At 67.0% G+C, this 19,348-nt stretch carries 14 protein-coding genes; 9 read left to right on the top strand and 5 right to left on the bottom strand.

Annotated elements, in window-relative coordinates:
* Nucleotides 1-52: 52 nt before the first annotated feature.
* On the top strand, nt 53-1,645 hold the full coding sequence (nadB, locus tag GO308_RS10545) for an L-aspartate oxidase (RefSeq protein ID WP_240885407.1): 1,593 nt from the start codon (nt 53-55) through the stop codon (nt 1,643-1,645).
* 140 nt (nt 1,646-1,785) lie between these two features.
* Nucleotides 1,786-2,889: a serine hydrolase gene (locus GO308_RS10540; protein WP_066549420.1), complete on the top strand. Its 1,104-nt coding sequence runs from the start codon at nt 1,786-1,788 to the stop codon at nt 2,887-2,889.
* 33 nt (nt 2,890-2,922) lie between these two features.
* Here the strand turns inward: GO308_RS10540 and GO308_RS10535 are convergent, their stop codons facing one another.
* Nucleotides 2,923-3,195, bottom strand: coding sequence for a metal-sensitive transcriptional regulator (locus tag GO308_RS10535; RefSeq protein ID WP_066483404.1), 273 nt, complete (start codon nt 3,193-3,195; stop codon nt 2,923-2,925).
* Nucleotides 3,196-3,260: 65 nt separating this feature from the next.
* Between GO308_RS10535 and GO308_RS10530 the strand changes: the two genes are divergently transcribed.
* Together GO308_RS10530 and GO308_RS10525 are read left to right on the top strand one after the other, a co-directional pair.
* A complete protein-coding gene (locus GO308_RS10530) occupies nt 3,261-5,120 on the top strand; it encodes a copper resistance system multicopper oxidase (RefSeq protein WP_240885406.1) in 1,860 nt (619 codons plus the stop codon).
* Entirely contained in the window at nt 5,117-6,118 is a 1,002-nt protein-coding gene (locus GO308_RS10525) for a copper resistance protein B (protein WP_240885405.1), read from the top strand. The genes GO308_RS10530 and GO308_RS10525 overlap by 4 nt, the downstream gene beginning before the upstream one ends.
* Here the strand turns inward: GO308_RS10525 and GO308_RS10520 are convergent.
* On the bottom strand, nt 6,115-7,620 hold the full coding sequence (locus tag GO308_RS10520; protein ID WP_240885404.1) for a tryptophan halogenase family protein: 1,506 nt from the start codon (nt 7,618-7,620) through the stop codon (nt 6,115-6,117). The two genes, GO308_RS10525 and GO308_RS10520, sit on opposite strands and share 4 nt — an antisense overlap.
* 250 nt (nt 7,621-7,870) lie before the next feature.
* On the opposite strand from GO308_RS10520, the gene GO308_RS10515 reads away from it, so the two are divergent.
* The 4 genes from GO308_RS10515 to GO308_RS10500 all read left to right on the top strand — a co-directional run bounded on the left by GO308_RS10515 (nt 7,871) and on the right by GO308_RS10500 (nt 14,424).
* Nucleotides 7,871-11,041: a TonB-dependent receptor gene (locus GO308_RS10515; RefSeq protein ID WP_240885403.1), complete on the top strand. Its 3,171-nt coding sequence runs from the start codon at nt 7,871-7,873 to the stop codon at nt 11,039-11,041.
* Nucleotides 11,042-11,162: 121 nt separating this feature from the next.
* Nucleotides 11,163-12,134 carry a glycoside hydrolase family 16 protein gene (locus tag GO308_RS10510; protein ID WP_240885402.1) on the top strand — a complete coding sequence of 324 codons (972 nt, stop codon included), beginning with the start codon at nt 11,163-11,165 and terminating at the stop codon, nt 12,132-12,134.
* A 6-nt stretch (nt 12,135-12,140) separates the two neighbouring features.
* A complete protein-coding gene (locus GO308_RS10505; RefSeq protein WP_240885401.1) occupies nt 12,141-13,202 on the top strand; it encodes a LacI family DNA-binding transcriptional regulator in 1,062 nt (353 codons plus the stop codon).
* On the top strand, nt 13,189-14,424 hold the full coding sequence (locus GO308_RS10500) for an MFS transporter (RefSeq protein ID WP_240885400.1): 1,236 nt from the start codon (nt 13,189-13,191) through the stop codon (nt 14,422-14,424). Before GO308_RS10505 ends, GO308_RS10500 begins: the two co-directional genes overlap by 14 nt.
* Here the strand turns inward: GO308_RS10500 and GO308_RS10495 are convergent.
* From GO308_RS10495 to rpiB, 3 genes are all read right to left on the bottom strand, one after another.
* Nucleotides 14,403-15,680 carry a sugar MFS transporter gene (locus GO308_RS10495; protein ID WP_066483417.1) on the bottom strand — a complete coding sequence of 426 codons (1,278 nt, stop codon included), beginning with the start codon at nt 15,678-15,680 and terminating at the stop codon, nt 14,403-14,405. The genes GO308_RS10500 and GO308_RS10495 overlap by 22 nt on opposite strands.
* 3 nt (nt 15,681-15,683) lie before the next feature.
* On the bottom strand, nt 15,684-18,155 hold the full coding sequence (locus GO308_RS10490; RefSeq protein ID WP_346769084.1) for a glycoside hydrolase family 3 N-terminal domain-containing protein: 2,472 nt from the start codon (nt 18,153-18,155) through the stop codon (nt 15,684-15,686).
* A gap of 108 nt (nt 18,156-18,263) precedes the next feature.
* Entirely contained in the window at nt 18,264-18,707 is a 444-nt protein-coding gene (gene rpiB / locus GO308_RS10485; RefSeq protein WP_240885399.1) for a ribose 5-phosphate isomerase B, read from the bottom strand.
* Between the two features lie 92 nt (nt 18,708-18,799).
* Between rpiB and GO308_RS10480 the strand changes: the two genes are divergently transcribed.
* Nucleotides 18,800-19,267 (top strand): hypothetical protein, encoded by a 468-nt coding sequence (locus GO308_RS10480; protein WP_156454245.1) that lies wholly within the window; start codon nt 18,800-18,802, stop codon nt 19,265-19,267.
* Nucleotides 19,268-19,348 lie beyond the last annotated feature (81 nt).

Below are 19,348 nucleotides of genomic sequence, written 5' to 3'. Positions count from 1 at the left end.
CCCACGCAACCGCCTTCATAAGCGCACTGTTCCATCCTCAGGGGCGATGCGCTTGACCCACGACCCGAATTCCACCGACATTCTCGTCATCGGCTCGGGCGCGGCCGGGCTTACCGCCGCGCTCAACCTGGCCGGCCGGTTCCGCGTCACCGTGCTGGCGAAGGGGGCGATGAACGAAGGGTCGACTGCCTGGGCACAGGGCGGCATCGCCGCGGTGCTCGAACCCGGCGACACGTTCGACAATCATGTCGAGGACACGATGATAGCCGGCGCGGGCCTCAACGATCGCGCCACCGTCGAGTTCGTGGTCGAGGGCGCGCCCGCCGCCATCGCGCGGCTCGTCGAGCTGGGCGTGCCGTTCAACATGGACGGCAACACGCTGCACCTGACGCGCGAGGGCGGGCACAGCCACCGCCGCATCGTCCATGTCGACGACGCGACGGGCTGGGCGGTGCAGGAAGCGTTGCTGAAGGCCGCGCATGCCAATCCCAACATCACGCTTGTCCCCGACATGATCTGCATCGACCTGGCCACCAGCCGGCACGAGCTGCGCTATTCGGGCGCGGGCCATGTCCACGGCGTCTATGCGGTCAACCGCGCCACCGGGCGGGTCGAGCTGTTCACCGCGCGCGCGACGGTGCTGGCGACCGGCGGGGCGGGGCGCACCTATCAGTTCTCCACCGCGCCCCGCGGCGCGACCGGTGACGGCATCGCCATGGCGTGGCGGGCGGGCGCGCGCGTTTCCAACATGGAGTTCATGCAGTTCCATCCGACCTGCCTGTTCCACCTCGAGGTCAAGAATTTCCTGATCACCGAGGCGGTGCGGGGCGAGGGCGGGCATTTGATCAACCCGGTCACGCATAAGCGCTTCATGGCCTATTACGATCCCGAGCGGCTGGAACTGGCACCCCGCGATGTGGTGGCGCGCGCGATCGACGCGGAGATCAAGCGGTTCGGGCTCGATTACGTCCATCTCGACATCAGCCATCGCGGCGCGGACTTCGTCGCCGCGCATTTCCCGACCATTCATGCCAAGCTGACCGGACTTGGCATCGACATGACGCACGAGCCGATCCCGGTGGTGCCGGCCCAGCATTATACCTGTGGCGGCGTCGTCGTCGACCGCGACGGGCGCACCGACCTGCCCGGGCTGTATGCGGCGGGCGAAGTCACGCAGTCCGGCCTGCACGGCGCCAATCGCCTGGCGTCGAACAGCCTGCTCGAATGCTTCGTGTTCGGGGAAGCCGCCGCTGCGCACATCGCGGCCAACTGGGACGCCCTGCCGCCGCCGCCCGCCATTCGCCCCTGGGACGAGAGCCGGGTCACCGATTCCGACGAGGAAGTCGTCATCAAGCAGAACTGGACCGAAATCCGCCGCTTCATGTGGAACTATGTCGGCATCGTCCGCACCACCAAGCGGCTGGAGCGCGCGGCGCACCGCATCCGCCTGCTGACCGAGGAAGTGAACGACTATTACGGCCATTTCCGCGTTACGCCCGACCTGATCGAGCTGCGCAATCTGCTGCAATCGGCCGAACTGATCGTCCGCTGCGCGCTCCAGCGGCGCGAAAGCCGGGGCCTCCACTACACGCTCGACTACCCCGATCGGCTTGAAACCGCCGTCGATACCGTCCTCCTCCCCTGAAGGGCCGAAGGTTCCGCGGCTCGACTCGCCGAAAACACGGCTCGTCGCTGCTTTCTTGCGGCCTGTCGCAAGCTGTGTCTGCCTACATTTGGTGTTCACGCGGAAGCAGGCATGGTCCCGGCAATGAGCGAGCGAGGGAAATGACGGGGTTTCAGCCCTTTACGAAACGCCAGCGTGCGACGACGGTGGCCGGGCTCGCGCCGTTCATTCTGCTCAGCTGTGTCGCCCCCTCCACCCCCGCCCCGACGCTCAGCGCGGCCCCGGCCCCGCGGGCGGTGATGCCGGTGCCTGCCGCGGTGCGCCCCGCGCCGCCGCCTCCCGTGGCCCCCGCGGCATTGGTGACGGGCATCGACGCGATCGCGACCGAATTCGGGGGCAAGGTCGGCATCGCGGTCAAGAGCATCGATGAAGGCTGGATGGTCGCCAAGAACGGCGACCAGCGCATGCCGCAGCAAAGCGTCAGCAAGCTGTGGGTGGCGATGACGATGCTCGATGCGCGCGACAAGGGTCGCGTGCGGCTCGAGGATTCGGTGACGATCACCCGCAACGACCTGACGCTGTTCCATCAGCCGATCGCCGGCTTGATGAAGGACGGCAGCTATCGGACGACGGTGGGCGAACTGTTCCGCCGCGCCATGACGATGAGCGACAATACCGCCAATGACCGGCTGCTCCAGCTGGTCGGCGGGCCGCAGGCGGTGCGCGGCTTCATCGCCGACCGCAATCTCGGCAATATCCGCTTCGGCCCCGGCGAACGGCTGCTCCAGTCGCGCACCGCCGGGCTGGAATGGAAGCAGGATTATGCGATGGGCCGCGCGTTCGAGGCGGCCCGTGCCAAGCTGCCGCGCGAAGTGCGTCAGGCGGCGTTCGACAGCTATGTCGCCGAACCGATCGACGGGGCGGGGGCGGCGGCGATCGCCAACGCGCTTGCCCGGCTGAAGCGGGGCGAGCTGTTGTCGGCGGGATCGACGACGTTGCTCATCTCCACCATGCAGGAATCGCGCACCGGCCGCGCGCGGCTGAAGGGTGCGGTGCCTGCCGGCTGGGTGCTGGGGCACAAGACCGGGACCGGCCAGGATTTCTTTGGCCGCACCGCGGGCTTCAACGATGTCGGCATTCTGACCGCACCCGACGGCAAGAGCTATGCGATCGCGGTCCTGATCGGCGACACGCGCCGGCCGATTCCCGAGCGCCAGCAGCTGATGCAGACCGTCGTCGCGAGCGTCGTCGCCAATCACCGCTGATCGCCGTTGCCGGCCGCCCGGCCGTCGGTTCGTTCAGCGCTTCACTTTTTCGAACAGCTCGATCAGCTCGTTGAACTTGGCACGCTGTTCATTGGCGTCGCCCGCGGCGATCGCCTCGCCGACGCAGCAGGCGGCGTGGTCCTTCAGGATCTCGCTCTCGGCCTTGCCGAGCGCCGCCTTGATCGCCTGGACCTGATGGAGGATGTCGATGCAATAGCGATCGTCCTCCACCATCTGGATGACGCCGCGCACCTGCCCCTCGATTCGCTTCAGCCGATTGCGGATTTCCGCCTTGTGCCTACCCATCTCGCCGACCCGCTTGAATACCCAAGGGGGGTATAGTATCGGCGCGGCGAAGGACAGGCAACACCATGGTGCATTCACGTTCACGGCGATCGGTGCTGGCCGGCATGGGTGCCGGCGCATCGTTGCTGACGATGCCGGCCTGGGCGCAGGGGCATTCGATGCACCGCGCGCCGCGCCGCGGCGGCCCGATCCCGGCCGGCTTCGACGAGGTGTCAGGCGAGGTGATCGACCTGACGATCGGCAGCGGCCATCGCGTGGTCGAGGGGCGGCGCGGTCCCGGCGTCGCGGTGAACGGCAGCGTGCCCGGCCCGCTCATCCGCCTGGTCGAGGGCCAGCGCGTCCGCCTGAACGTCACGAACAGGCTCGACGTCGACAGTTCGGTGCATTGGCACGGCCTGCTGGTGCCGTTCCAGTATGACGGCGTGCCCGGCATCAGCTTTCCCGGCATCCGCCCGGGCGAGACCTTCACCTATGATTTTCCCGTTCGCCAGGCCGGGACCTACTGGTACCACAGTCATTCCGGCCTGCAGGAACAGTCCGGCCATTACGGGCCGATGATCATCGCGCCGCGCGGCGGCGATCCCCTGCGTGTCGATCGCGACTACATCCTGCTGCTCAGCGAGTTCACCACGCTCGACCCGCATTTCATCATGAACCGGCTGCGCACCGGCGGCGGCTATTTCAACTATCGCCAGAACACGTTGACCGACGATTATCAGATGTCGGCGGAAGAAAGGCGGATGTGGGGCCGGATGCGCATGATGCCGACCGACATTGCGGACATCGGCGCACCGACGTACACCTTTCTCGCCAATGGCCGGGGGCCGGGCGAGGGGATGGAATATCTGTTCCGCGCCGGCGAGCGGATCCGCCTGCGCGTCATCAACGGGTCGGCGCAGAGCTTCTTCAACGTGCGCATCCCGGGCCTGGCGATGCAGGTCGTCGCCACCGACGGCCAGCCGGTGCGGCCGGTCGAGGTCGACGAGTTCCAGATCGGCACCGCCGAAACCTATGACGTGATCGTCGAGCCGGGTTCGGCGCCCGCCTATACCATCGTGGCGGAATCGATGGAGCGATCGGGCATGGCGGTCGCCACGCTGGCCAGCGCCCCGGGATTGCGCGCCGACGTGCCGCCGCTGCGCGATCCGCCGGTGCTGACGATGGGCGACATGGGCATGAACCATGGCGCGGCGAATCACGGTGCCACCGGTGAAGGCGGCATGGATCATGCGAACATGGGTCATGGCACGATGGACCATGGCACGATGAACCACGGCGCGCTGGACCATGGTGCGATGGGCCATGGCATGACCGCCGATGATGCGAAGCCAAGGTCCGATCCCGCGATGGACATGGCCGGCATGAAGATGCGCGACACGTCACTGCTGCCGCCCGACGTGGCGGTGGGGCCGGGGATCGACATGGTGGCGATGGCGCCGGTCGACAAAATGGGCGACCCCGGGCTCGGCCTGCGCGACGTGCCGCACCGCGTGCTCAATTACCGGATGCTCGCCGCTCGCGATCCGCGCCCCGAGGTTCGCGCGCCGACGCGACTGATCGAGCTTCACCTGACCGGCAACATGGAACGCTATATGTGGTCGTTCGACGGCCGGATGTATTCGGCGGTCAGCGACGTGCCGATCCGCTTTGCCTGGAACGAGCGGGTACGCGTCAAGCTGGTGAACAACACGATGATGGCGCACCCCATCCATCTGCACGGGATGTTCTTTGAACTGGTCAACGGCCAGCCTGCCGAAAGCCAGCCGCGCAAGAACACGATGATCGTCCAGCCGGGCGCCAGCGCGACGTTCGACCTGACCGCCGACGAACCCGGCGACTGGGCGTTTCACTGCCACCTGCTCTATCACATGCATGGCGGCATGATGCAGACGGTGACCGTGATGGGGCCGGAGCAGCCGGCGTGACGCTCGCCCATGGCCCAGTGCTGGCGCTCGCCGTCGCGGTGGCGGCCACGCCTGCCGAGGCCCAGGATCATGGCGGCCATGGCGGCCATGGCAGCCACAGCGCGCATCAAGCCTCACCTGCGCCGACACCCAAACCGACGCTTCCGCCGGTTCAGGCCGACCCGCACGTCGGGCACCAGATGGCCGATCCGCACGCGGGACATGCAATGCCGGCCCCGCCAAGCCCGCCAAGCCCGCCGGCTGAGGCCCCCAGCGTCGAGACGCCACCCCCGCCCGGGGCCGGCAGCGGCCCGCCGCGCGCCGCCGATGCGATCTGGGGCGCCGAGGCGATGCGGGCGTCGCGGCGCGCGTTGCAGCAGATGCACGGCGATTATCCGCTGTTCTGGTTCCAGGTCGATCGGGCGGAAGTCCAGATGCGCGATGGCCGCGACGGCTATCTGTGGGACATACAGGGCTATTATGGCGGACCGACCGAGCGGCTGTGGTTCAAGAGCGAAGGCGAAGGGGCGTTCGGCGGCGCCCCCGACGATGCCGAGGTGCAGGCGCTCTATGCGCGCGCGATCGCGCCGTTCTTCGATGTGCAGGCCGGCATTCGCCACGACATCGCCGGGCCGGACACGACCCATGCGGTCGTCGGCATCCAGGGGCTCGCGCCCTATCTGTTCGAGATCGACGCAGCCCTGTTACTGTCGCATCGCGGCGACCTGACCGCGCGGATCGAGGCTGAGCTCGACCAGCGCATCACTCAGCGCCTGATCGTTCAACCCCGTATCGAAGCCAATCTCGCCGCCCAGGATATCCCGATGCTGGGCGTGGGGGCCGGGCTCGACCAGTTCGATTTCGGCGTGCGGTTACGCTATGAATTCGTGCGCGAGTTCGCCCCCTATATCGGCGTCGAGCAAAGCTGGCGCACCGGTCGCGGCGCGGACTTCGCGCGCGCGGCCGGCACCGACCCCAGCGTTACCCAGTTCGTCGCCGGCATCCGCCTCTGGTTCTAGGCCGCCGCCGGGCAGTATCGGCTGAGATAGTCGGCATGGCTCGGCATGTGCTGGACGACATATTGGATGGATTGTTCGATGGCGTCATACTCCTGGCGCGTCGTCGGTTCGGGCAGGCTGTCGGCCATCGCGTTGTGGCCCTGCATCGCAATGCCCTGACCCATCATCACCGCCGCCCAGCTCGTCTCGGTGAACAGTTCGTCATCCTCGCGGAAGATCTGGCCATTGTGGCGGAACAGCTCGATCTTCTCGACCAGACTGTCGGGAACCGCCATCGTCCGGCAATGATTCCAGAAGTCGCTGTCGTCACGCGCCGTGGACTTATAATGCAGGATCAGGAAGTCGCGGATGCGCGCATATTCCTTGCCCGTCAGCCGGTTGAAGGCTGCCTCCTGCACCGGCGTCACCCCGTCTAGCGAGAGGAGCGCGATCAGCTTGTTGATGCCGGTGTTGATGAGGTGGATCGACGTGGATTCGAGTGGCTCCATGAACCCCGCCGCCAGGCCGAGCGCGACGACATTCTTGTTCCAGAACTTCTTGCGCCGCCCGGTGACGAAGCGCAGCCAGTTGGGATCGGCGGCCGGCTTGCCCGCGATGTTCCCGACCAGGATGTCGAGCGCGGTATCGTCGGCCATGAAGCTGCTGCAATAGACGTGGCCATTGCCGTTGCGGTGCTGGAGCGGCACCTGCCACTGCCAGCCGGCACTGTGCGCAGTGGCGCGGGTATAGGGCAGCGGCGGGCTGCCATCCTCACGCAGGCAGGGAAGCGCGACGGCGCGGTCGCACGGCAGATAATGCGACCAGTCCTCATAGCCGGTGTGCAGCGCCTGCTCGATCAGCAGGCCGCGGAAGCCCGAGCAGTCGATGAACAGGTCGCCGGCGATGATCGTCGCGTCATCGAGCGTTACCGACGTGACGAAGCCGGTTTCGCCGTCGATCGCGACATCGCCCACCTTGCCCTCGCGCCGCACCACGCCGCGCTGCTCGGCATAGGTGCGCAGGAAGCGGGCATAGCGCCCCGCGTCGATATGATAGGCGTAGTTGACCGGCGGCAGATCGTCGCGCTGATAATCGGCGGTGCGGGCAAAACGGCCGAAATGCGCCGCCATGGTTTCCATGTTGAACAGCTGGATCGGGCGGTTGTCTCCGGCGACGTGATATCGGTGCCAGACATGGTGGAACGAAATACCGTCCATCTCATAGCCGTAATTGCCGAACGGATGGATGTAGCTGTCGCCGATCCGGCCCCAGTTGACGAACTGGATGCCCAGCTTGAAGCTGCCCTGCACGCACGACATCATCTCGCGCTCGTCGATTTCGAGCAGGCGGTTGAAATCGACAAAGGGCGGTATGGTCGCCTCACCGACGCCGACAGTGCCGATCTGTTCGGATTCGATGAGCGTGATCGAAACGGGACGGCCCGCACGCAGCCGCGATAGCGCCGCCGCTGCCATCCAGCCTGCGGTGCCCCCGCCGACGATGACGATATGCTCGATGGCCATGTCCCCGATCCTCTCCTGCGTGCGCGCGTCCCGGCTGGTCTTGCTGCCCCGGTTGATGCGGCAGGGCGAAACATAGCGCAAATCACCAACATGTGAACGTTCATATTTCGCGCTTGTGAACGCTCTCAATTGCCGATATTATCCGTGGCGAGGCCAGCAGTCATAGCCGGCACGAAACAGGTTTTGAGGGGAGGTTGGTTTGGCACGCAAACCCATGAGCGGCATCGCGCGCGCATCGCGCCTGGCGGCAATGTCCACGGCATCTGGCCTCGCGCTCGCCGCGTTCACCGCACCACCGGCATTGGCGCAGACCGCCGCCGAACCGCAGGACGGCACTGCCCAGCCCGCGCCTGCCGACGACGGGACCGCAACGCCCGCCGACGACGAGATTGTCGTCACCGGTTTCCGCCGGTCGCTCGCCAGCGCCCAGACGATCAAGCGCAACGCCGACACCGTCGTCGACGTCATCACGGCCGAAGATATCGGCGCATTGCCGGACCGATCGGTGGCGGAGGCGCTGCAGCGCGTGCCCGGCATCAACATCTCGCGCTTCGAACAACGCAACGACCCCGACCGCTTTTCGGTCGAGGGGTCGGGCGTCATCATCCGCGGCCTGCCCTTCGTCCGCTCCGAGCTGAACGGCCGCGACATCTTCTCCGCCAATGGCGGCCGCGAATTGTCGTTCAACGACGTGTCGCCCGAACTGCTCGGCCGGGTCGAAGTATTCAAGAACGGCACCGCCGACATGATCGACGGCGGCATTTCCGGCACCGTCAACCTGGTCACGCGCAAGCCGCTGGACAAGCGCGGCTTCAGCATCGCCGGCACGGTCGAGGGCAATTATGGCGATCTGGCCAAGGAATGGTCGCCCGGCTTTTCGATCCTGGCGTCGAACACCTTTGAAACCGGGATCGGCACCTTCGGGCTTCAGCTCGCTTATGCCCAGTCGGAACTGGTGACGCGCACCGATGCGTCACAGATCACCGACCCCTGTTATCGTGCGCGCACGCTCGATGCCGGCTGCATCCGCGTCCGCGCGGTGGGATCGGGGGGGTTTTCGGGCGATCCGCTGGACCCCTCCGCCTTCCCGCCCGCCGGCGCGGTGTTCGTGCCCAAGGGTGCCGGGGTGCGCACCACCGATTTGACCCGCGACCGCAATGCCTATTCGGCGGTCGGCCAGTGGCAGAGCAGCGACGGCCGCGCCACGCTGACGCTGGAATATCTGCGCGCGGAGACCGAAGCGACGCTGGACGAATTCGCGATTCTGGCGCTGGTCAATGACGACGCACTGTTTCCGGTGCCCGCGCCCGGCACGACGCCGGTGTTCCAGGGCAACCAGTTCGTCACCGGCACGCTGACCCAGGCGCAGCCGTTCAACGGCGGGCGCGGCATCCCGACCGAGCTGCTTCGCTTCCAGCGCGAAGACGAGGCGATGACCGAGGACTATTCGCTGACGCTCAAGCTGGAGCCGACCGACCGGCTGCGCTTCAACATCGAATTGCAGAAGATCAATTCGGACCGGACCGAGGAAGGCTTCATCGGCACGATGCAGACCTATACCGACGTCTTCATCGACAATTCGGGCACGACGCCGCAGGTCCAGTTTCTCCAGCCCGGCGCGACCAATTCGCCGGCGGGCTATTTCAACGATCCCGCCAACACCTTCTACTGGTTCCTGATCGACAATCAGGTGCGCAACGAAGGCGAGCTGACCACGATGCGCTTCGACGCGGAGTATGACGTCAGCGAGGACGGGTTCTTCAAGAAGGCGCGGTTCGGTGCGCGCTGGGGCGACCGCAACCGGGTGACCCGCAACGCCAATTTTTCCAACTGGGGCAATCTGGGGGCGCCATGGACCGGGCGCGGCGGCAACTGGAACGGCGCGGATCCACAGGTTTTCGGACCTGGCGGTGCCTATGTCCGCGACTTCCCCGGTTCGTCGACGCTGCGCGACCCGTTCGGCAGCAATTTCCAGCGCGGCAACGCCCCCGTGCCGCTGGGCGACGGATCTGCGTTCTTCTTTGGCGGCGACAATCTGGTCGCCGACTATCTCAGCGGATCGATCCGCGACCAGGCGCGCGCGATCACCGATTTCACGCTGACCCCGAATGCGTGGATTCCGCTCGCCGCGCGCTCCAATGTCGTGGCGGGCGGGCCGTGGACGGCGGGCGAGATTTCCGACGTCGATGAAAGCACTTTCGGCGTCTATGCGCGTGCCGATTTCGGTGCCGACCTGGGTGGCGACGTGACGCTCGCCGGCAATGTCGGTCTGCGCTATGTCAAGACGACGGTGCGCAGCGGCGGGCAGATCAATTTCCCGGCCGGCGACTTTTTCGATGCACCGCCGGGCGGCAATGGCGACGGCCGGGTGAGCGTCGCCGAGCTTCAGCAAGCGTGCGGCAACTTGCAGCCCGGCCAGGTGGCACCGGGCTATTGCAGCCTGTCGCCGCAGCGGCTGGCGCAATTTGCCTCGGTCTTCACCAGCGAAATCATCGACGACAGTTCCAACATCGATTTCGACAACTGGCTGCCCAGTTTCAACGCGCGGATCGACTTCGGCAACGGGATGCTGGTGCGCGGCGCGGTGTCGCGGGGGATTTTCCGGCCCGACCTGTCATCCTTCGCCACCGGGGGCGCGATTTCGGACAATACCACGAACCTGCGCTCCGCCGGCACGCTCGACACCGGGCCGTTGTTCCAGATTTTCACGGGCAACCGCCTGCTTCGACCGACCCAGGCGTGGAACTACGACCTGTCGTTCGAATGGTATTTCGATCGCGTCGGCTCCATCACGCTCGCCGGGTTCGTCAAGGACATCAGCGGGATCGTCAATGGCGGCGCGGTGGTGCGCAACTTCACCAGCGGCAGCGGCGTGTCGACCGACGTGCTGGTCAACGGCCCCGTCAACAGCGACGGCGGCACGTTGAAGGGCGTGGAGCTGGCCTATCAGCAGACCTATACTTTCCTGCCCGGCCCGTTGAGCGGCTTTGGTTCGCAGATCACCTATACCTATGTCGATGCGGGTGATTTCAACAACAGCAACCTGGGTGCCGAACAAAGCCCGTTCACCGGCAATCTGCCGCTGGCGGGCGTGTCGAAACACACGGTCAACGCGACCCTGTTCTATGAAAAGTCGTTCCTGTCGGCGCGCGTCGCCTATAACTGGCGCTCCGACTTCCTCCAGACGCCGCGCGACGTCATCTTCCCGTTCTCGCCCATCTATGGCGAAGCGACCGGTCAGCTTGACGGTTCGATCTTCGTCACGGTGAACAAGAATCTGAAGGTCGGCGTCCAGGGCGTGAACCTGCTCGACGAAGTCACCCAGACCAGCCAGGTCATCGATTTCGACGGCACCCGCGTGACGCGATCGGCGTTCCGCAACGACCGGCGCTTTACCTTCCTCGCGCGCTTCAATTTCTGATCGCGCGGCGCCGGTCGGGCGGGTTTCGGGGCGGGTCCGGGCATGGCCCAGGCCCGCCCTTTTTTGGCTCGACAGACGCGCGGCCGGGTAAAGCCCGCCGGGATCGCAAGAGGAGAAACGCATGAAGTGGCTGCCCCACCTTTCGATCGTCCTGCTGGCCCTGGCCGGCCCGGCGGCTGCGCAGACCAAGACCGCGGCTCCGGCACCCGACTGGAAAATGGTCTGGTCCGACGAATTTGACGGGACCGCGCTTGATCCGACCAAATGGCGGCCGGAAGTGTCGTGCTGGGGCGGCGGCAACAACGAGCAGCAATGCTATACCGACCGCGATGCCAACATCCGGGTTGCCGACGGGATGCTGCACCTGATGGCGCGCAAGGAACGCTTCACCGGCCCCGACCGGCCGCCGGAGATCGCCGCGACGCCCAACCCGACCGTCACCCAACCCTATAGCTCGGGCAAAATCCGTACCCTGGGCCTGGCGAGCTGGCGATACGGCCGGATCGAGTTCCGCGCCAAGGTGCCCAAGGGGCAGGGCACCTGGCCTGCGGTGTGGATGATGCCGGCCGACAACGTCTATGGCGGCTGGCCGTTGTCGGGCGAGATCGACATTCTGGAAGCGGTCAACATGGGCGCCACCTGCACCGTCTGCGCGGGCGATCGGGGCGAGAACCGCACGCTCAGCGCGCTGCATTTCGGCGATTCGCCGCCGCGCAACACGCATATCGAGCGTCGCGTCGCACTGCCCGACCTCGCGCTGCCCTCGGATGATTTCCACGTCTGGACGCTGGAATGGGGCAAGGGGCGGATGCGCTTCTTCCTCGACGGGCGGCTCTATTGGGACGTCACCGCCGACCAGTGGCGCACCGCATCGCCGCGCGCGGCGGGAAATCCGGTTGCGCCGTTCGACCAGCCCTTCTACCTGATGGCCAATCTGGCGATCGGGGGGCGATTGGCGGAGGACAATAACGACAAGGGCATCGGCAAGGACACGCTGCCCGCCGCTTTCGTGATAGACTGGATCCGGGTCTATCAGTGCAAGCAGGATGAGGAGACGGGACTGGCCTGTATGAAAGGCGTCGAAAAGGACTGAACACGCATGGCCAGACGCCGCCAGGCCGTAACCATCAAGCATGTCGCCGCCGACGCCGGTGTTTCGCTCCAGACCGTCAGCCGCGTCATCAACAACGAACCCAATGTCCGCCCGGCCATGAAGGCGCGGGTGCAGGCGGCGATCAACAAGCTGGGCTATGTCCCCTCGATCGCGGCCCAGCGGATGAGCGGATCGCGATCCTATCTGATCCTGGCGATCAACGATCGCGACCGCACCATCGCCGAATGGCAGGCGCGGCAGGGCAATGACTGGGTCGACCAGATGCTGCTCGGCGGGATGCTGAAATCCGCCGAACATGGCTACCGCATGATCTTCGAGCTGATCGACACGCATAGCGACCATGTCGAGCGCGAGCTGGGCGCGGCGCTGGCTGCCCTGCAGCCCGACGGCGTCATCCTGACCCCGCCGCATTCGGAAAACGCCCAGATCACGCGCCTGCTGTCTGATCGCCGCATCCCCTTTGCCCGCATCGGATCACAGGCGCGCGGTCCCGGCATCGCAATGACCCTGGGCGACGCAAATTCCGCGCGGCTCGCGACCGAACATCTGATCGCGCTCGGCCATCGCCGCATCGGTTTCATCGCCGGACCGGACGACTACAGCCTGTCGCAATGGCGCATCGACGGCTGGTGCGCGGCAATGGCGGGGGCGGGACTTGCCACCGCCGGCTATTGCGAGCGCGGCGATTTCGGTCATGCCAGCGGCGTGACCGCGACGGATCGGCTGCTGGCGCACCCACTGCCCCCGACCGCCATCATCGCCAGCAGCGACCAGATGGCGCTGGCGGTGCTGGACGTGGCCAAGGCGCGCGGCATGGCGGTGCCCCGCGACCTGTCGCTGATCAGTTTCGACAACACGCCGGTCGTGCGCTTCACCCGCCCCCGGCTCTGCGCGATCGATCAGCCGATCGCCGGCGCATTTTCCCGCGCGGTGGAGTTGCTGATCCGGGCCACGGGCGACGAACAGTCGGAACTGCCGGTCGAACTGGCCAGCGAACTGGTGGTGCGCGAAAGCACCGCCCCGCCGCCGGCCGATGACCGTGGCTGACCCTGCGGGTCCCGCCGCCCAGCATTCGCGCTTCCTGTCGCTTTACGCGCTGGCCTTTGCCGGCGGTGCGGTGGCCTATGTGCCGTTTCTCACCCTGTTGCTGCCGTTGCAGGCGACCGCGATCAGCGGCGACGACCCCGGGCGCGCGCTCACTTTGATCGCCCATTGCACCTTTGCCGGCGCGTTGACCGCCAGCTTCGCCAATATCGGCTTTGGCTGGATCAGCGATGCGCTGCGCGTGCGGCGGCCGCTGATCGCGTTGGGGATGATCGGATCGTCGGCACTGATGGTGACCATGCCGCTGGCGACGGGTCCGGGCGAACTGATCCTGCGCATCATCGGCTGGCAGCTTTGCCTGAACGCCATGCTCGCGCCGCTCGCAGCGTGGGCGGGCGATGCGGTGCCCGACGCGCAAAAGGGGCTGCTGGGCGGGCTGCTCGCCTTCGCCCCGGCGCTCGGCGCGCTGGCCGGGGTGGTCGTGACCGCCGATCCGCTTGATCCAGCCCGCTGGGGCACGACCATCGTCGCGATCCTGGTGCTGGCGATGGTCACGCCGGGGCTGGTCGCGGCGCGCGCGCGGGCGATGCCGCATTTGGCCACGTCCGCGCCCGCCGCACCCGACCCGCGCGATCCCGCACCGAGCGGGCCGCGTGCGGTGATCGGCATGTGGCTGGCGCGGCTGCTCGTCCAGATTGCCGAGGCGTCGCTGTTCGCGTTCCTGTTGCTGTGGCTGCGCAGCCTTGCGCCCGGCTTTCCCGCGCATCGCACCGCACAGATCTTCATGACCGTGTTGTGCGCCGCGGTGATCGTCGCCCTCGCGCTGGGGCGATGGTCGGACCGTACCGGCCGCCCGCTGGCACCGCTGGCCGGATTGGCGGCACTCTGTGCGGCCGGGCTGGGGATGATGGCGCTCGCGACCACCCTGCCAATGGCGATCGCGGCTTATGCGCTGTTCGGGCTGGCCAGCACGGTCTTTCTGTCGCTCCACGCCAGCCAGACCCTGCGCGTCCTGCCGTCGGCGCGCCATCGCGGCCGCGACCTGGGCCTGTTCAACCTGACCAATACGATGCCGTCGCTGGTCATGCCATGGCTGACGCTGGCGCTGGTGCCGCTCTATGGCTTTGCGGCGCTGTTCCTCGTGCTCGCGTTGTTGACGGCAAGTGCAGTGCTGTTGCTTGTCGTGCTGGGCCGGGGTCCGGGTCAGGCCGGCCGGCGGGCATAGACGCCGAAGGCAGCGATCACCGCATAGCACAGGGCCGGCAGCACCAGCGCGACCGCCAGGCTGGCCGAGACATCGGCGATGACCCCGGTCAACAGCGGCACGATCGCCCCGCCGACGATCGCGACGTTGATGATGCCCGAACCGTCCGCCGCACGCGCGCCCAGCTTTTCGCACGCCAGCGTAAAGATCGTCGGGAACATGATCGCGTTGGCGAGGCCGATCGCCAGCAGGCTGTAGGCCGAGACCGTGCCGGTCGTCTGCGTCGACAGCGCGATCAGCAGGATCGCGGCAACGCCGACCGTTGCCAGCACCTTGCCCGGGCTGACCACGCGCAGCACCGCCGACCCGATGAAGCGGCCGATCATCGCCCCGCCCCAATAGACGCCGATCAGCTTGCCCGCCGCCTGTTCGCCCAGGCCCAGGACCTGAGGCTGCATCAGATAGTTGACGATCAGCGATCCGATCGAGACTTCGGCGCCGACATAGAGGAAGATGCACAGCGCGCCGAAGCCGAAGCGCGGCCGCTTGAGCAGGTCCAGCCCGGCCAGTCCGCTGCTTGCCTCATGCCGTTCGCCCTTCAGCGCGTTACGGAACAGCCACACCACCGCCGCGACGATGGCGAGTGCGACCGCGATGCCCAGATAGCCGTTGACGATCGCCTGGCTTTCCGCGGTGCGATAGGCGTCGAGTTGCGCCCCCGTCAATTGATCGGCGCTGACCGTCGCCAGACTGCCGAGGATCAGGATCGACCCGACGATCGGAAAAACGGTGGTGCCCACCGAATTGAACGCCTGGGCAAAGGTCAGCCGGCTGCTCGCGGTTTCGGGCTTGCCGAGCAGCGTGATCAGCGGGTTCGCGACGACCTGAACGATCACCACGCCGCTGGCCAGCACGAACAGCGCGAACAGGAACAGGCCATAGGTTGCGGTCTGGCTGGCCGGGATGAACAGAATGCACCCGACCATCATCGTCAACAGGCCCGCCACCGCGCCGCGCATATAGCCGATGCGCTTGACCAGCCGGGCACCGGGAATGCCGATCACCGCATAGGCGGCGAAGAAACAGAATTGCACCAGCATCGCCTGGGTGAAGTTGAGGGTGAACAGCTCCTTCAGCTTGGGGATGATGACGTCGTTCAGGCTGGTGATGCCACCGAAGATGAAAAACAGCCCCAGGACGAACAGCTGAAGTTGCGGCGCATCGATATGGGATGCGTCGTCACGCGCGGCGTTCGATGCGCCGGGTTGCAGGGCCATGATTCACTCCCGATGGCTGGGTTGGTTCGATGTGCCGGGGCAGGCGGCAACGCCCGATCCGGCCTCGATCCGCACCGATCGCAACGTGGCGACGAAGCCCTTGGGCGCCTGCACGCGGAACGGTGAACCGACCGATGCGATCTTGGTGCCCGCTTTTTCAAAGCAGTGCAACGGCACCCGGGTCTCCACGACCGTGCCGGGGGTGCTGGCGGCAAGCGCGGCGGTGAGGTCGATCGCGCCTTCGCCGATTGCGACCCGCACGAGCCCAGCCGCGCGGCGGTCGATTCGCCATTCGATGAACAAGGCGAGGCCGCCATTCGATTGGCGGGTCAAATCGATTGCGGGGCCGTTGATCGTCAGCACGGCGTCGGCAAGCCAGGTGAGCTGGCGCGCATCCTCCTGTGCCTTCAGGTCGATCGCGCGCGTGGCGATTGCACCGTCGTCGGCGAGGCGCCAAGGTGCCGGCACCTTGCCGCGCACGACGAAGTTGGTCGCGACCTCCTCGGCCGCAAGATCGACGCGCGGATCTTCGTTGACCCGCGCAAGCGACCCGCCGCGCGTGTAGTCCAGGCCATAGCCGACCGGGAACAGCGGCTGCTTGACCGGCGCGCGCGCGTCGTCGGGCCAGGCAAAGGGCAGCCGGCCGGTAAAGTCGCGCGCCGGCCGGCCATTTGCGCCGGCGATTAGCACATCGGCCACGCCTTCGCCCTGGGTGCCGGGCAGCCAGCCGGCGACAAAGGCATCGGCCTGGTTGAGCAGGCCGCCGACGAACATCGGCCGGCCCGACAGGAACAGGATGACGACACGTTTGCCCGCCGCCTTCAGCCGCGCGACCAGCGCCGCATCGGTGGCGGCGGGGCGAAAGGCCAGACTGGGCACATCGCCCTCGAACTCGGCATAGGGTTTTTCGCCCAGCACGACGATGGCGGTATCGGCACCCGCCACCTCTGCATCGCTCGGCATCGGGGCCAGCGTCGCGGTGCCGCCGCTGGCGGTCACGCCGTCGACGATCGCGCGGCCGATGGTGCGCCCGCGCGGAAAATCCTGCGCGCGGGTGTCGGTGCCCTGCCAGCTGATCGTCCAGCCGCCCGCCTGCATCGCCATGTCGTCTGCGCCGCTGCCCGCGATCAACACGCGGCTGCGCGGCCGGACCGGCAGGACATTGCCCTGGTTCTTGAGCAGGACGAGCGACTTCGCGACGGCCTCGCGGGCGAGTGCCAGGTGATCGGGCGCGCCGATGCTGGCCACATCACCGCGCGCCACGGGCGTGGTCCCCATCAGGCCCAGCTTAAACTTGACCCGCAGGATGCGGCGTACCGCATCGTCGATCCGCGCGGCCGGAATGCGGCCGGACTGCGCCGCCTCCAACGTGCTGGCGAACAGCCCCTTCCAGCTGTCAGGTGCCATATAGAGGTCGAGGCCGGCATTCACCGCGGCCGGGCAATCGGTGGGCCTGCAGCCGGGGATCTGGCCATGGCCGTTCCAGTCGCCGACGACCAGGCCGGCAAAGCCCATCCGCTGTTTCAGCACGTCCGTGAGCAGCGTTTTGTTGCCGTGGTGCTTGACTCCGTTCCAGCTCGAAAAGCTGGCCATCACGGTCAGCGCGCCTGCGTCGATCGCCGGCGGATAGCCGCGGGCGTGGACGTCGATCAGTTCGGCCTCGCCGATCACGGCGTCGCCCTGGTCGCGGCCGTCCTGGGTGCCGCCATCCGCCAGGAAATGCTTGGCCGTCGCCGCGACCCGGTGGGCGTCGAGCGGCCTGCCGGCAACCAGCGTGCCCTGCAGCCCCAGGGTCATCGCCCGCGCATAATCGGCGACCAGCGCCGGATCGGACGAATAGCCTTCATAGGTGCGGCCCCAGCGCGGGTCCTGCGGCACCGCCAATGTCGGCGCGAAGGTCCATTCGATGCCGCTGCCGGCGATTTCCGCCGCGGTTGCCGCGCCGATCCGCTGGATCAGTTCGGGGTCACGCGCCGCGCCCAAGCCGATATTGTGCGGAAAGATGGTGGCGCCGGGCAGGTTGGAATGGCCGTGCACCGCATCGACCCCGAACAGGATCGGCACGCCCGCCCCCGCCTTGCGCGAGGCGTCGCGAAAGGCGGCGACCAGCTCGGCCCATTTGGCAGGGCTGGCGCGTTCATCGCCGAACGGACCGGAATTGCCGCCGGCCAGGATCGAGCCAAGCGGATATTTGGCAAGGTCGGCAGGCGTGATCGACGCGATGTCCGCCTGGATCAACTGGCCGACCTTTTGGCGCAGCGTCATGCGCGCGATCAATCGGTCGATCTCGGCCTCGGTCGCGGGTGTGGTGATCGTGGCCGGGCTGGCGGCGCGCGGCCACTTTCCAGGATCGGCCACGCCCGTTTCGGCGGGTGCGGGCTGTGCGCGACCCTGATGCGCAAGGCCGACGCTGGCTCCCGCCGCCGCCACCATCGACCCAAGCATGATCCATGCTGCACCGACCGTTCTACGCACCCGTGCCTCCGTCTTTCCGTTCGATTATTGTGAACGTTCTCACACGGGTGATGACAGGGTGTGGTGGTCAAATCAAGGGGCTGGACAGTGTCGGGATGCGATCAGCGCTCAGCCGGTTGGCGCGCTCAGCTTGTCGACGCGACGCTGGTGACGTCCGCCGGCAAAGGATGTGCTCAGGAATGCCTCCACACACGCCTTCGCCTGGTCGAGGCCGATCAGCCGCGCGCCCATGGCCAGGACGTTGGCGTCATTATGCTCACGCGCCAGCCGCGCCGACAGCGGCTCGTCAACGCGCGCGCAGCGGCACGCCGGGTTGCGATTGACCGCGATCGAGATGCCGATCCCCGATCCGCACAGCGCGATGCCGAATGTCGCCTTTCCGGCCGCGACATGCCCGGCGAGCGCATAGCCATAATCGGGATAGTCGACGCTGGTCGTATCCTGCGGGCCAAGGTCGGTGACGTCATGCCCGGCTTCACGCAACCATTGCGCGAGCGCCGCCTTCAGCTCGATGGCGGCATGGTCGGAGGCGAGGACGATCTGGTGCGGCATGGGCTGGCTCTCCGGTTGCACGAAACGCCCTAGCCCGCCGGCGCGCCTCGGGCTAGCCTTGGTGCACCGCTCATGGGCATCAGGAAACGATCATGGCACGCACCGCAGGATGGATGATGTTGGCCGGCACGCTGATGCTGGTCGGCGGATGCAACGACACGCGCGAACCGGCGACGGTCGAGAGCAATGTGACGATGCCCCTCGATGCCGGCGATAACGACGCCGACGCTGCTGTCGAAAACACCGTGGCCGCCAATGACAGCGCCGCCGAACCGGACTTCGCCGGCCGCTGGATCGGCCCCGAGGGCATGTTCCTCGACATCGCAGCCGATTCCGAAGTCGGGCCCGGCCATTATACCATCCGCAACCGCTGGGGCCTGGACGCCGATGCCGAAGGGTCGTTCAAGGGATCGGTGACCGGGGGCGTGCTGCGCTTTACCCGCCCGGACGGCGACCAGACGCTGACGCCCGGCAACGGGGAGGCGACCGGCATGAAGTATCTGCTCGACAAGTCGGATTGCCTGATCGTGCGCACCGGCGAGGGCTATTGCCGCGCCTGACGGCCGCGGATGCCGGGGTGAAGCGCGCGTGGCAGCGTCCGCCGCGCGTGACGGCGGGGGCGCAGACGCCCGCGCGTGCGC

The sequence above is a fragment of the Sphingomonas sp. SFZ2018-12 genome (genome assembly GCF_022496715.1).
Classification (GTDB): domain Bacteria; phylum Pseudomonadota; class Alphaproteobacteria; order Sphingomonadales; family Sphingomonadaceae; genus Sphingomonas.
Note: the sequence above shows the minus strand (reverse complement) of the source record. Positions and strands in the feature narration are given on the sequence as shown.

Excerpts from the sequence above, each read along its gene's own strand:
- GO308_RS10500 (WP_240885400.1), top strand. The coding sequence starts at position 13,189 with ATGACCGTGGCTGACCCTGCGGGTCCCGCCGCCCAGCATTCGCGCTTC.
- GO308_RS10520 (WP_240885404.1), bottom strand. The coding sequence starts at position 7,620 with ATGGCCATCGAGCATATCGTCATCGTCGGCGGGGGCACCGCAGGCTGG.
- GO308_RS10530 (WP_240885406.1), top strand. The coding sequence starts at position 3,261 with ATGGTGCATTCACGTTCACGGCGATCGGTGCTGGCCGGCATGGGTGCC.
- GO308_RS10505 (WP_240885401.1), top strand. The coding sequence starts at position 12,141 with ATGGCCAGACGCCGCCAGGCCGTAACCATCAAGCATGTCGCCGCCGAC.
- GO308_RS10495 (WP_066483417.1), bottom strand. The coding sequence starts at position 15,680 with ATGGCCCTGCAACCCGGCGCATCGAACGCCGCGCGTGACGACGCATCC.
- GO308_RS10510 (WP_240885402.1), top strand. The coding sequence starts at position 11,163 with ATGAAGTGGCTGCCCCACCTTTCGATCGTCCTGCTGGCCCTGGCCGGC.
- GO308_RS10535 (WP_066483404.1), bottom strand. The coding sequence starts at position 3,195 with ATGGGTAGGCACAAGGCGGAAATCCGCAATCGGCTGAAGCGAATCGAG.
- rpiB (WP_240885399.1), bottom strand. The coding sequence starts at position 18,707 with ATGCCGCACCAGATCGTCCTCGCCTCCGACCATGCCGCCATCGAGCTG.
- GO308_RS10540 (WP_066549420.1), top strand. The coding sequence starts at position 1,786 with ATGACGGGGTTTCAGCCCTTTACGAAACGCCAGCGTGCGACGACGGTG.
- GO308_RS10480 (WP_156454245.1), top strand. The coding sequence starts at position 18,800 with ATGGCACGCACCGCAGGATGGATGATGTTGGCCGGCACGCTGATGCTG.
- GO308_RS10515 (WP_240885403.1), top strand. The coding sequence starts at position 7,871 with ATGTCCACGGCATCTGGCCTCGCGCTCGCCGCGTTCACCGCACCACCG.